This is a genomic window from Actinacidiphila guanduensis, assembly GCF_900103985.1.
Classification (GTDB): Bacteria; Actinomycetota; Actinomycetes; order Streptomycetales; family Streptomycetaceae; genus Actinacidiphila; species Actinacidiphila guanduensis.
Genome location: NZ_FNIE01000015.1, coordinates 76213 through 89104 on the forward strand (window position 1 = coordinate 76213; position 12892 = coordinate 89104).

10 protein-coding genes and 1 tRNA gene are annotated in these 12892 nt (G+C 67.7%); 6 read left to right on the forward strand and 5 right to left on the reverse strand.

The genetic code is table 11. The features are described from left to right. The first annotated feature begins 183 nt into the window (after positions 1-183). Positions 184-2457: a (Fe-S)-binding protein gene (locus tag BLR33_RS28080; protein ID WP_093787438.1), complete on the forward strand. Its 2274-nt coding sequence runs from the start codon at positions 184-186 to the stop codon at positions 2455-2457. Between the two features lie 305 nt (positions 2458-2762). On the opposite strand, the gene BLR33_RS28085 is transcribed toward BLR33_RS28080, so the two are convergent. Next, on the reverse strand, positions 2763-3671 hold the full coding sequence (locus tag BLR33_RS28085; protein WP_093787439.1) for a DsbA family protein: 909 nt from the start codon (positions 3669-3671) through the stop codon (positions 2763-2765). A 102-nt stretch (positions 3672-3773) separates the two neighbouring features. Here BLR33_RS28085 and BLR33_RS28090 point away from each other — a divergent pair, with 102 nt between their 5' ends. After that, positions 3774-4688, forward strand: a complete 915-nt coding sequence (locus BLR33_RS28090; protein ID WP_245771722.1) for a Yip1 family protein — start codon at positions 3774-3776, stop codon at positions 4686-4688. Between the two features lie 226 nt (positions 4689-4914). Here the strand turns inward: BLR33_RS28090 and BLR33_RS28095 are convergent, their stop codons facing one another. Together BLR33_RS28095 and dcd are read right to left on the reverse strand one after the other, a co-directional pair. Continuing rightward, positions 4915-5415, reverse strand: coding sequence for a DUF2000 domain-containing protein (locus BLR33_RS28095; protein WP_093787440.1), 501 nt, complete (start codon positions 5413-5415; stop codon positions 4915-4917). A 151-nt stretch (positions 5416-5566) separates the two neighbouring features. Then, positions 5567-6142 (reverse strand): dCTP deaminase, encoded by a 576-nt coding sequence (gene dcd / locus BLR33_RS28100; protein ID WP_093787441.1) that lies wholly within the window; start codon positions 6140-6142, stop codon positions 5567-5569. Between the two features lie 688 nt (positions 6143-6830). Between dcd and BLR33_RS28105 the strand changes: the two genes are divergently transcribed. Further along, positions 6831-6904 (forward strand) — tRNA-Gly (locus BLR33_RS28105). A gap of 51 nt (positions 6905-6955) precedes the next feature. On the opposite strand, the gene BLR33_RS28110 is transcribed toward BLR33_RS28105, so the two are convergent. After that, positions 6956-7522 carry a tyrosine-type recombinase/integrase gene (locus tag BLR33_RS28110; protein ID WP_407639731.1) on the reverse strand — a complete coding sequence of 189 codons (567 nt, stop codon included), beginning with the start codon at positions 7520-7522 and terminating at the stop codon, positions 6956-6958. Between the two features lie 1049 nt (positions 7523-8571). On the opposite strand from BLR33_RS28110, the gene BLR33_RS28115 reads away from it, so the two are divergent. The 3 genes from BLR33_RS28115 (at position 8572) to BLR33_RS28125 (ending at position 12179) form a co-directional block, all read left to right on the forward strand. Continuing rightward, the gene (locus BLR33_RS28115) at positions 8572-9288 is read left to right on the forward strand and encodes a hypothetical protein (RefSeq protein WP_093787442.1); all 717 of its coding nucleotides are present in this window, start codon (positions 8572-8574) and stop codon (positions 9286-9288) included. Then, a complete protein-coding gene (locus BLR33_RS28120) occupies positions 9270-10322 on the forward strand; it encodes an AIPR family protein (RefSeq protein WP_143031772.1) in 1053 nt (350 codons plus the stop codon). The genes BLR33_RS28115 and BLR33_RS28120 overlap by 19 nt, the downstream gene beginning before the upstream one ends. A 921-nt stretch (positions 10323-11243) precedes the next feature. Further along, complete coding sequence (locus BLR33_RS28125) at positions 11244-12179, forward strand: aldo/keto reductase (RefSeq protein WP_093787444.1); 936 nt, start codon at positions 11244-11246, stop codon at positions 12177-12179. Positions 12180-12403: 224 nt separating this feature from the next. Here the strand turns inward: BLR33_RS28125 and BLR33_RS28130 are convergent, their stop codons facing one another. After that, positions 12404-12883, reverse strand: a complete 480-nt coding sequence (locus tag BLR33_RS28130; RefSeq protein WP_143031773.1) for a hypothetical protein — start codon at positions 12881-12883, stop codon at positions 12404-12406. Positions 12884-12892: the final 9 nt, after the last annotated feature.

Genomic DNA, 12892 nt, shown 5'->3' on the forward strand with positions numbered 1-12892 from the left:
CGCAGCCGGGCCCGACCGGCACCCCGGCGGGCCGCCCGCCCACCCCGTCCTGCCCTGCTTCCCACCTTGACGCAGATCACCGGCGACACTGCTGTATGCGGCCCGCGATCCCGGGTAATCTCAGCAGGACCGCAATAAGTTACCGCTTAGTACATCTCGCTCGTGCAGGCCCGAGGAGCCCCCATGCAACTCGCCGCGATCATCGTGTCGCTGGTCCTCTCGGCGGTCGGCGTCGCCCTGATCAGCCGGGCGGCCGCGCAGATCTACCGCTACGTCCGGCTCGGCTCCCCGGTGCCCGCGGGCAGCCGCACCGACAACCCGGTGGCCCGCACCGTGACCATGGTCCGCGAGACCCTGGGCCACACCCGGATGAACCGCTGGGGCGTCGTCGGCGTCGCCCACTGGTTCGTCGCGGTCGGCTTCCTGACCCTGGGCCTCACCATCGTCAACGCCTACGGGCAGCTCTTCCAGGCCGACTGGATCCTCCCGGCGATCGGCACCTGGGTGCCGTACGAGGTGTACATCGAGTTCATCGCCGCGATGACGACCCTGGGCATCCTGGTGCTCATCGCCATCCGGCTGCTCAACCTGCCCTCGCGCGCCGGCCGCAAGTCCCGCTTCACCGGCTCGACGTTCTGGCAGGCGTACTTCGTCGAGTACGTCGTGCTGGTCATCGGCCTGGCGATCCTGGTCCTGCGCGCCCTGGAGGGCGCCCTGCACGGCGTGGACCACTACGAGGCCGCCTACTGGGCCTCCTACCCCCTGGTGGCCGCCTTCCGCGGCCTGAGCACGGACACCCTGCAGAACACCGTCTACGCCACGGCGATGATCAAGCTGGGCGTCACCATGGTGTGGGCGATCGTGCTCGGCCTGAACACCACCATGAGCGTCGCCTGGCACCGCTTCCTGGCGTTCCCCAACATCTGGTTCAAGCGCAACGCCACCGGTCCCGTCGCCCTGGGTCCCCTGCAGCCCATGACCTCCGGCGGCGTGCCGATCGACTTCGAGGACCCGGGCGAGGACGACGTCTTCGGCGTCTCCCAGGTGGAGCAGTTCTCCTGGAAGGGCATCCTCGACTTCTCCACCTGCACCGAGTGCGGCCGCTGCCAGTCGCAGTGCCCGGCCTGGAACACCGGCAAGCCGCTCTCCCCGAAGCTGCTGGTGATGAGCCTGCGCGACCACATGCACGCCAAGGCGCCCTACCTGCTGGCGGGCGGCGGCAAGAACGCCGAGGGCGAGGAGAAGGCGAGCGCCGAGCAGCTGGCCGCGGTGCCGGCCGCCGCCCTTGCCGAGGCCGAACGGCCGCTGGTCGGCACCCTGGAGGAGAACGGCGTCATCGACCCCGACGTGCTGTGGTCGTGCACCACGTGCGGCGCCTGCGTCGAGCAGTGCCCGGTCGACATCGAGCACGTCGACCACATCGTCGACATGCGCCGCTACCAGGTGATGATCGAGTCGGCCTTCCCCTCCGAGGCGGGCACCATGCTCAAGAACCTGGAGAAGAAGGGCAACCCCTGGGGGCTGCCGAAGAAGCATCGCCTGGCCTGGGTCAAGGAGGTCGACTTCGAGGTCCCGATCGTCGGCGAGGACATCGAGGACCTGACCGAGGTCGAGTACCTGTACTGGGTGGGCTGCGCCGGCTCCCTGGAGGACCGGGCAAAGAAGACGACCAAGGCGTTCGCCGAGCTGCTGCACATCGCGGGCGTGAAGTTCGCGATCATGGGCGGCGAGGAGAACTGCACGGGTGACTCGGCCCGCCGCCTGGGCAACGAGTTCCTCTTCCAGCAGCTCGGCATGGAGAACGTCGCCATGCTGAACATGGCCTTCGGCGAGGAGGTCGACGACGACGGCAAGGTGGACCCGGCCAAGCGCCGCCCCAAGGCGTCGAAGAAGATCGTCGCCACCTGCCCGCACTGCTTCAACACCATCGCCAACGAGTACCCGCAGCTCGGCGGCGAGTACGAGGTCATCCACCACACCCAGCTGCTGCAGCACCTGGTGGACGAGGGGCGGCTGGTCCCGGTCACCCCGGTCGAGGGCCTGATCACCTACCACGACCCCTGCTACCTGGGCCGCCACAACAAGGTCTACACGCCGCCGCGCGAGATCATCGCCAAGGTGCCCGGGTTGCGCAGTGAGGAGATGCACCGCCACAAGGAGCGCGGCTTCTGCTGCGGCGCGGGTGGCGCGCGCATGTGGATGGAGGAGCGGATCGGCAAGCGCATCAACAACGAGCGGGTGGACGAGGCCCTGTCCCTGGACCCGGACATCATCTCCACCGCGTGCCCGTTCTGCCTGGTGATGCTCACCGACTCGGTCAACGGCAAGAAAGCCGCGGCCGAAGGCGGCTCCGGCGCGGGTGCCAAGGAGTCGCTGCAGGTCGTGGATGTCGCGCAGTTGCTGCTGGACTCGGTGAAGACGCCGGCGGAGGTGCCGGCGGAGGCGGCGGCCGGCTGAGGCGGGGCCTCTTCGGGGTTGGAGCGTGGCGCCTGGGAGGCGAAGCCTCCCAGGCGCCTTTGTGTCGTAGTCGGGCACCCTGGCTGCGTGTTGGGCACCTTGGGCGCGAGGGTGGGCGCCCTTGTGACGAGACGGGCTGAGCACCTGGGGTGTCGGTGGGCCGCTCTGGCGGTGAGTTGGGCACCCTGGGCCGGCGGTGGATTGAGCACCTTGGGTACGAACTCGGGGCCTGACTGCCGTGTCCGGGTGCCGGACTGTCGGGCTCGGGTGCCTGACTGTCGGGGTCGGGTGCCGCGCCCGAACACCTAGGAGATGCCGTGCTGGGCCAGCACCTGCTTGAAGCCCGCCGCGGTGAAGATGGCGTCGGTGTTGGGCACCGACTTGCCGTCGATCTTGAGCGTCGGGGTGCCCTGGGCACCCGAGTCGGTGAACGCCTGCTCCGAGCGGTCGACGAAGTCCTGGTACGTCTGCCCGCGCACCGCCGCGTCGAAAGTGGCCGAGCGCAGCCCCGGTACCTGCCCGGCGAGCTGCAGCAGGTAGGCCGTCGTGAAGCCGTCCGTCGTCTCCGGCGGCTGGTACTGGTAGACCAGCGTGTGCAGTTGGGCGAAGCCCCCCGCGTCCAGGGCCGCGCGCAGGGCGTTCACCGCCCGCTTGGAGCCGCCCCCGCCCAGATTGCGGTCCAGGAACGACGCCAGGGTGTACTGCACACGCATCCTGCCCGCCTTGGTCAGCGCCAGGACCTGCGCGGCGTTCGCCTGCTCGAAGCGCTCGCAGATCGGGCAGCGCGGGTCCTCGTACACGCTCAGGGTGTGCGGGGCCGACGGGTCGCCCATGGTGATCGTCGTGCCGTCGCTCTCCAGCCGCGCGGGCAGGTCGGTGAGGGCGGGACCGCCGCTGGGCACGTCGGCGCCGGTCGGTGACGCGCTCGCGGCCGTCGCGGTCGTCGTAGCCGTATGAGTCACCCGGTCCGGCGGCGTACTGTCGCAACCTGCGAGCAGAACCCCGAGCACTATGGCCGCGCACGCCGCCACGCCGCCCCTGCGGCGCGCACCCGCCCGTACGCCACCCGTTCGGCCTATGCAGGCCGCCTCGCCGCCATTGCGGCGGACCGCCTTGTCCACCCCGGTCGTCGCCCTGGTGCCCATACCGCTGCCCCCCATGGTCGTCGGCGCTCCCGCCTGCCGGTCGGCGCCCTGCGCGGAGCGGTCACCCATCCGCGCCCGAAGGCTACCGGGCGTGTCACAGGTTGGCAGCAATGGACCACAGCCTTGCAGCGGGCCGCCCCGGGTCACGCGGCAGCGGGTACGTTCGAAGACGTGGCTGGTTTCAGGGATCGACGGGACGGGCGCGGGCAGCGGCAGGGCGGAGCGCCCGTGAACGGCGGGCAGTACGGAAGGCCGTACAACGGCTCCGGGCCGTACAACGGCGCTCAGGACGCCGGAGGACGCCCCGGCTCGTACGGGCCCGGCGCCGGCAACGGCTACGGCGCCCCCGCGGCCCCCTCGTACGACGACGCCCCCGGCCACACCCGCGCCTTCACCTTCGGCGGCCAGGCGCCCACCGACCCGTACGCCCAGGGCGAGCAGTACGGCGCCTATGGCGACGAGGCGTACGCGGCCCCGTACCCGGGCTACGGCGAGGACCACGTGGCGACGTACCGCGCGGGCCAGGCCGCGGCGCCGCCGGCCGGACCGAGGCTGCACTGGAAGCAACTGCTCAGCGGCATCGTGCTGCGCCCCGGGCGCACCTTCTGGCAGATGCGCGACCACACCGTGTGGGGCCCCGCGCTGACCGTCACGTTCATCTACGGCCTGCTCGCCGTCTTCGGGTTCGGCGCGGCCCGCAGCGACGTGCTGAGCGCCACCCTCAGCACCAGCGTCCCCTGGGTGCTGACCACCGCGATAGCCGTGGTGCTGGGCGGGCTGACGCTGGGCGCGGTGACCAACGCCCTGGCCCGGCAGTTCGGCGGGGACGGGGCGTGGGCACCGACGATCGGCCTCGCGATGCTCATCACGTCGCTCACGGACGTGCCGCGACTGTTCTTCGCGCTCTTCCTGGGCGGCGACAACGGGTTCGTGCAGCTGCTCGGGTGGCTGACCTGGATCGCCTGCGGGGTGCTGCTGACGTCCATGGTGGCGAAGTCCCACGACCTGCCGTGGCAGAAGGCGCTGGGGGCGTGCTCGATCCAGCTGGTGGCGCTGCTGATGCTGTTCAAGCTGTCGCTGTTCTAGAGCTGCGACCGGTCTGTAGGGGCGGGTCTGTTTTGGTGCCGCTCTGTCGGGGCCGGGTGCCCTTGCATGGTGCGGTGGTGCCCCCGGCGCCCCTCGGCTGATGCGGCGAGGTGCCGGTGCCCTCGCTCGGTGCGCCGGCGCGAGTGCGGTGATGTGCTGCGGTGACGTGCCGCCGGGCTGGCGTCGCCCACCGACGCGCTGCGGTTCACCTGGCCCGGCCGCCTCGCTACGGGTGCATGCGGGCGCCCTTGAGCACCTTGTCGACGCCGTTGCGCGGTCCGTAGACGGCGAGGCCCACCAGGTCCAGTTCCTGCGTCGTCACGGCCCTGACGGCGGCGCGGTTGTCGCGATCGTTGCCCGTCGTGAAGAGCTCGGCGGTGAAGACGGCCCGCGGCAGCGCCCGGGCGAGCGCCTTGGCGTGGGCGTCCTTGAGCACTTGGCCGCTGCCCTCGAAGACGAGTACGGGCTGCCGGAACATCGGCAGGTAGGCCGTGCCGTCCGCGTCCTCGTACGGCTCCCCGATGACCTCGGGCAGCTGTGCGCCCAGGCCGCTGACGAGGAAGGCGGTGACGTTGAGCCGCTGCCAGGTCGCGAGGTCGTCCCGCAGGAGGACGGCGATCTTGGTGTCGAAGCGGACGGGGCCGGCGGCCGCGTCGGGTGCCGTGGAGTGGACGGACGGGGCGGGCGACGCGGACCTCGGTGCAGTGGCGGTGTGCTCGGTGCTCATGGCCCCACTCTCGAGCCCGGGGACGTACGCCGTCTTGTACGTTCCTGGCACCTACGGCGGTCGTACGCGCGTGGGCCGACCGTACGCCCCGCCTATTGTGTCGCGTCCCCTTCGCACGTACGACCGTGGTCGTACGGTCGCGGTCCGCCGCTCAGACCTGAGTGCGATGGAAGTTGAGGAACGAGCGGGACGGGGTGGGGCCACGCTGTCCCTGGTACCGCGAGCCGTGGCGGGATGAGCCGTAGGGGAACTCGGCGGCGGAGGTCAGCCGGAAGAGGCAGAGCTGGCCGATCTTCATACCCGGCCAGAGCTTCATCGGGAGCGTGGCGACGTTCGACAGCTCCAAGGTGACGTGGCCGGTGAACCCGGGGTCGATGAAGCCCGCGGTGGAGTGGGTGAGCAGCCCGAGCCGACCGAGGCTGGACTTGCCCTCCAGCCGGGAGGCGATGTCGTCGGGCAGGGTGATCACCTCGTAGGTGGAGGCGAGCACGAACTCCCCGGGGTGCAGGATGAACGCGTCGTCGCCCTCGGGCTCCACGAGCCGCGTGAGGTCCGGCTGCTCGACGGCCGGGTCGATGTGCGGGTACCGGTGGTTCTCGAACACGCGGAAGTAGCGGTCCAGCCGCACGTCGATACTCGACGGCTGCACCATCGACGCGTCGAACGGGTCCACCCGCACCCGGCCGTTGTCGATCTCGGTCCGGATGTCCTTGTCGGAGAGAAGCACCCTGCGAGGGTAGTGCCAGCGGCTCCGGGTCCTGGGACGACCCCCCGGCCTGGGCTCGGCAACCACTCGCCACGGGGTCGGGGCAACCACTCGGTACGGGGTTTCGACCGCCGCCCCGGTCCGGTGCCGTTGCGGTATGGACGGAGGCCGTCTCGGCGTCAGAGCTCGGCTCTTGGGCCTGGCCTGGGCCCTGGCTCTGGTCCCTGGACCCGGCCCTGGCGCTGGTCCCAGCCCTAGCGATGACCCCTGACCCCTGGGCCCTGGCACGCGGCCCTCGGCCCGGCTTGGCGACCGCGGAGGCGGCGCGAGCACCGCCCCGGCGCGGTCGGGCCGTACGGCCGGCTACTTCCCCGAGCTGTCCTGCAGGCCGCTGACGGGCACGGCGTGCCGCAGCCGCGCGCACTTCGGACACCTCAACAGCCGCCCGGGCCCGAGCCGATCGGCTCCCAGCTGCTGCATCGGAAACGAGGCCGTACTGAACACATGGCCCTCGGCACAACGAACGACGGTGCGCTCCATGAAGTCCCTTCCCCAACTCCGCGTGGCAGACAAACCCACACGATAGGGGACCCCGCCCCGCCCACCGGAGCACGACACCGCCCCTCAACCTACCCCCGCGAACCCTCCTCCACCCACCCCACCCCATGGGGTACAGTATCCCCGGAGCCCCCTCCAGAAGGCCCCCAATGCGGATGTAGTTTAATGGTAGAACATGAGCTTCCCAAGCTCAGAGCGCGGGTTCGATTCCCGTCATCCGCTCCAAAGAAAAGCCCCAGGTCAAAAACCTGGGGCTTTCTCGTTGCCTAGACCAATTCAGTTGTCGCGTGCCAGATCCGTGCCAGAACGCTCGCGCACCTCACCGGCTTTGGCTTCCGCCCGCGCCCTGCGCACCATCCGATCGAGCCCGGCCGCCACCTCCCCCTGCCACTCCCGGTCGGAGTGCTGGTGGCCGTGCCCGGTGTGCCGCAGGTCGTAGAACCGGAAGTCGTCGGGCAGCCCCACTTTTGCGCGGGCCTTCCGCCATTTCCGGCCGAACGTCGAGCGCCGGAAAGGCGCACCCTTCTCCCCCACAAACAGCAATCCGTTCGGCTTCTTCTCCGCGTACCACACGAGGTGGCGCACCAGGGCCTTGCGCATGAATTCCGGCAGTGCGAGAAAGCGACGACCGACGTCGGACTTGGTGTCTCCCGGGACACGGCGTTCCGTCGCCGACTCGGGTTGCGCGGACCGGATCCACACTCCGACATCTACCGTGTCGACGTCCAGCCGACGCAGAGCGGCTTGTTCCTCCGGCCTGGCCGATCCGAACGCTGCCAGGTAGACCATCAGCCGCCAGCGCGGCCCCGTTGCTTCGGCAAGCGCCGTGGAGATCTCCGTCACCGACGCCGGAGGCAGTCCAGTACCCCTCCATTGGCGTGGCCGGACGCGGACGATACACCTCACCGCAGGCTCCTGATCGTCAACGCCCTTGCCCAGCATGTGGAGACCCGAGGCGACCGCGGAGGCCGCATCGTGACGGCGACCACCCACCCTCTTCCACGACCGGGAGCGCGCCGTGCTCCCCGTGGAGGACGGACAGCGAACGGCGCCGGGGACCGACCCTCGCCCCTTATCCAAACCAGGAGAGGGCACCGGCAGCCCGAGGTGGCAAGCGCCGTCAACAAGAGCCCCAGCTCAGCGAGTCGAACGGCTCTCGTGCGGGCCTGGGCAGGTGCGGCCTGAAGCACCTTACGGAGGCGCTGCCGGTCGGCGTGTTCCCGCAGCACGGGTTCCGAGCGCGTCAACGACGCCAGCAGACCAGCAGACCAAGGTGCGAATAACCATCTTCTCCACAGGTTCAAGGCACCCGGCCGCGCTGTCACTCCTGTCCCCGCCCCGCTCGGCCCGGCCGACGCCGCGCACCCACGAAGCACAGCCGGATAGCTTGAGGCGAGACCGCACACCCGAGGTCACAACGATGCCCCCGGCAGGGGCGCTCGGGCCCCGGGATGACGAGGCCCGGCTGGCGCCGCACGATCATCGTGGAACTGGTGCGGGAGTTCCCATCCCGACGGCCATCGACCTGGGCAAGCCGAGCGGGCGTGGTCCAGGGCGTCAGGGTCGTTCGTACAGTGGCGCGCTCCACCTGGACGCCAGGAATCGCGCCCGCTCCACCTAGGTGCGGGCCGACAGCAGACGAGATGGGAGCAGGGGTGAGTCGTGGCTTAACGCAGTGAACCAGTCCGCGATCCTGAAGCCACCGAGTGTGCATCGTCGCGGTCCTCATGCCTCGGCGGTCCGCTCAGTACGGAAGCGGACCGCCGTCGCCGCTTAGAACTAGCTCACCCAAAGGCACCCCAGACGCTACGCTCACTGACAAACACACCGTGACAACGATCAACGCTCGGGCTGACTAGGGGGATGAAGTGCACACACTCACAGGTAAGCGAGTGGCCAAATTTGCGCGAGACTTCGGCTTCGAGGGGGGCGAGGCCAAGCAGTTCGAACTGTACGTCGCAGCCAACTACCTCTTCCCTTATGTACGGGACGATGTCGAGCAGATTGAGCGCACTGTTCTCGGCGGCGGGACCGACGAGGGCATCGACATCGCTGCCGTCGTAGTCAACGGACAGATCGTCTTCGAACCCTCAGAAATCGACGACCTTATCTCAGACCAGGCATTTAATTCAGCGAGGGTACTCTTCATCCAGGCAAAGACAAGCGAGTCCTACGACTCTAAGCTCATCGCGAAGTTCCTCCACGGCGTCGAAGCTGTGACAAAGTACGCGATTAAGTCGAATAGCGTCAAACTTCCTCCAGCCCTGGTCGATCTGGCCGCTTTGATCGATCGGATCGCAGAGAGCGGTGATAAGTTTCAAGACACGCGAATTCCGTGCGAACTCTACTACGTCACCACCAGCGGCAATGACGGGAAGAGCGCACGGCAAGAACTTCAGGTCACAGAGGCGCTCGAACGCATTCGATCTCTCGGCATCTATTCAGAACCTTTGCACCTCAACACCCATGGCCACGATGCACTAGCCACAAAGCTGAAAGAGCGTCACGGACCACAGAATATTCAATTCAACTTTGAGAAGCGACAGACCATTCCTGCGACTGAGCGGGTGAGTGAGGTTACATCGGGCTCTTGTCCGGCACGGCAGTGATGAAGCTGCTGACGGATGAGACTGGTTCCGTACGACCAGGCATCTTCGATGACAACGTGCGCCTTGATCTCGGTAGCCACAACCCAGTGAATATCCGGATCACGAGAACCCTTCATAGCGACGAACGCGAGCACTTTCCCTTCCTCAACAACGGGCTCACGATCATTGCAACATCTCTCCGGGGGTCTGGTGACAGATTCTTCATCTCCGGGTATCAGATCGTAAATGGCGGGCAGACGAGTCACCAGCTCGTTAGGTGGGCGGCAAGCGAACCAGTCAAGGCCAATCCGTCCCTCCTCTCTGACCTTTGGGTCCCGGTGAAGATCGTCAGCTCAGGCGACGCAGGGGTGCGAACAAGCGTGGCGATCGCTACTAACCTGCAAACTCCCATCGGCTCAACTGACATTCAGGCGAGTTCCCAGATGGCGAAAGACGTGGAAGAGTATTTCAACCAGTCGGGCGTAAACGGCCTACGTTATCTGCGGCAGAACCAGGATGGGTCTCTTGATTTCCCGCGGACTCGCGTTGTCACGACTCCCGAACTCAACCGAGCGGTCGCTGCAACACTCTTCGGTGATTCTTTCCGAGCGATCGGCGCTCCGAAGGAGCTAGAGGCTGAGGGTTCGTTTGTTTGGGGTGAATACTCCGTTGAGGCTTACTATTACGCGGCCTGGATATTGTATCGGGTAGACAGGTTCTTCGCCCGAACACCCGAATCGACTACTCTCAAAGCCGCGAAGTATCACATCGCGATGATGGTGTCCGCTCTAATCACACCGGAACTTGTGCCTATCTTCGAAACCTCTGAGATAGAGTCAGCAAAACAGCAGCTGAGGGGCGCTAAGAAATTGAGGTTCAAGATTTCTGAATCGGAGAGGATTGAACTAGCGATCACTACTGCAGTCGAGCTTGCCGCGGAGCAGTTTGAGTCTGTCTTGAACGAGGGCAGGAGCTTGCGCAAGGACGATGTACGCAGCCGCCGTAACCAGGAAACTCTTCTACAGAAGGCCAAGGAGTCGAGCGCCAACATCTAATGTTTGGATTTCGATACATCAGCCGAAAGTAGTCAGCCGAAGTAAGACGGGGATCCTGCCGCTGCATGCCCGATGCGTGCCCGGTCGAGCGGTGATCCCCGGTCAGACGCGGTCATCAGCACCACTTGCCGCACCTTCTCGGAGCAGCCGTACAAGCAGGTCAGCGCAGATTTTGGGGTCTCCATGCCCCGTGATTCCCAAGCTCAGAGCGCGGGTTCGAATCCCGTCATTCGCTCCATTGAAAGGCCCAGGTCGAAGACCTGGGCCTTTTGCGTGCTCCGGAGCGTCCGAATAGCGCGTAAAACTTCCGCCCTTGGGCGGGCGCAAAGAGTGGATAAGGCCTGAGGCGCCGATTCGCGTCTGCTCATCGGCAATTCATTGTACCGAGCGCGCCCAAGTGCCCTCACGTTCGGCGGTCGGCGGGCTGGTGATGCTTCGCCTCATGAGTCCTTACGCTGGCGGGAGCGCCCGCGTACTCGCATGTCGAACACACCTCCCATCCCCCTCCGTCAACTGCCGCGTCTCTCACCGGACGGTCGGACTCGAAGCCGTGGTGGCAGAGGAAGCGTGCGACAGGTGCCTCGTATCGCGCGGGGATCAGCGCGCGGCCTCAGCGATCTTGTCCTGGCCCGCGGTGAAAGAGGAGCCGGCGCTGAGACGACTCCCACAGCCGCGCCAGCAAACGTCCCGTAGGCGTAAGCATGGCCACACGCTAGCGTGAACCGTCGCTGCGCAGAGGCGTCTTCACCGATCTGCGACCGACACGGCCCCCGTCTCGCACTGCCCAAGCACCGAGCCACGACAGCCGAGCACCACGCAGGAACCATCACGCGCGGCTCGGGCCCCCTGGCCCCGCCAACCTCTAGCGGCAGCGCCCCGCTTGTAATGTGCAGACCTGAACACCGGAAAGGGAAACCCACCGTGAAGACCTTCACCATGCCCGGCACCGGCATCCTCGCCCCGAACATCGTGCTCGGCCTGATGCGCATCGCCGACAAGACCGACGAAGAGATCCGCGGGCTCGTCCGCGCCGCGCGCGACGCGGGGATCGACTTCGTCGACCACGCCGACATCTACGGTGGCGAGCTGCACGCCTGCGAGCGCCGTTTCGCCGAGGCGATGGCACTGAGCCCTTCGCAGCGCGACGAGATCACGATCCAGACCAAGACCGGCATCGTGACGGACGGCCCGTACTACGACTTCTCCTACGAGCACATCGTCAAATCGGTCGAGGGCTCACTCGCGGCCCTGCGCACCGACCGCATCGACATCCTGCTGCTGCACCGCCCCGACGCGCTCGTCGAGCCCGAAGAGGTGGCACGCGCCTTCGACGAACTCGAATCCTCGGGCAAGGTGCGCGCCTTCGGCGTCTCGAACCACACGCCGCGCCAGATCGACCTGCTGCGCAAGTACGTGCGCCAGCCCATCGTGGCCAACCAGCTCCAGCTCTCGATCACCCACGAGCCGATCATCGCCCAAGGGGTCGCCGCGAACATGCTCGCGGAGCAGCAGTCGGCCACCCTTGATGGCGGCGGGATCGTCGACTACTGCCGTCTGCACGACATCACCGTCCAGGCGTGGTCCCCCTTCCAGGCCGGTTTCTTCACCGGTGTCTTCCTCGGCTCGCCTGACTACCCCGAGCTCAACTCCGTCATCGACCGGCTCGCCGCCCAGTACGACGTCCCCGCCATTGCCATCGCGACCGCCTGGATCACCCGCCACCCCGCCCGGATGCAGGTCGTGCTCGGCACCACCAGCCCCGAGCGCGTCACCGGCGCCGCCCAGGGCTCCGACCTCCGCCTCACCCGGGCCGAGTGGTACGAACTCTTCCGCGCCGGCGGCCACCTCGTCCCCTGAACCCGGAAGCGGGGCGGGCTAGCACCCGCCCCTTCCAAGGCACCGCCCCATCCCCTCGTGGAGGCCAACGCCTCGTCCGCGGCGCCCCAGGCCCCCAGAGGTGCGGGGTGTGCGACGCGCAGCACGTGCTGGTAGCCGGCGTGGGCCTTGGCGTTGACATCTGCGCGGGGTTCCCCGCTGATCCTCGCCCTGAAAAATGACGGCCCGTTTGTCATGGCCCGGCCCTATACTCCGGCTGCCCCGACGACGGCCTCCGCCGATCGTGAGACAGGGCGATTCCAGGGGGGAATCATGAGGAAATCGAGACCCGCCGGCATGCCGCGGACCGGCCTATGGGCCGCGGGGCGAAAGGCCGTCACCGGCCGCGGTATCGGCGTGCGCGGCATCAGCGCGCTGGCTGCGGCCCTGGCCACCGCGACGACGCTGTGGCTCACCCCGGTGGCCGCCGCGGCACCGGCGACGGGAACGGGCAGCGCGCCATCCGCTGCCGCGGGGAACTCCGCCACCGCCCGGACCGGAACACACACGGCGTCGGGTCCCACGGCGAAGCCGGTGCCCGGTTCGCCGGCCGCGAAGGCCGCACGCTCCACGACCACGGCGACATCGAGGGCGAAGCACGGCGCAAAGCCCACGGCCCACTCGTCCGGAAACACGACCGGGAAATCCACTGCGGCGAAGCGGACATGGAGCACGGCGGACGCCAAGACGGCGCA

Excerpts from the sequence above, each read along its gene's own strand:
- BLR33_RS28080 (WP_093787438.1), top strand. The coding sequence starts at position 184 with ATGCAACTCGCCGCGATCATCGTGTCGCTGGTCCTCTCGGCGGTCGGC.
- BLR33_RS28095 (WP_093787440.1), bottom strand. The coding sequence starts at position 5,415 with ATGAGCACCGAGCACACCGCCACTGCACCGAGGTCCGCGTCGCCCGCC.
- BLR33_RS28085 (WP_093787439.1), bottom strand. The coding sequence starts at position 3,671 with ATGGGTGACCGCTCCGCGCAGGGCGCCGACCGGCAGGCGGGAGCGCCG.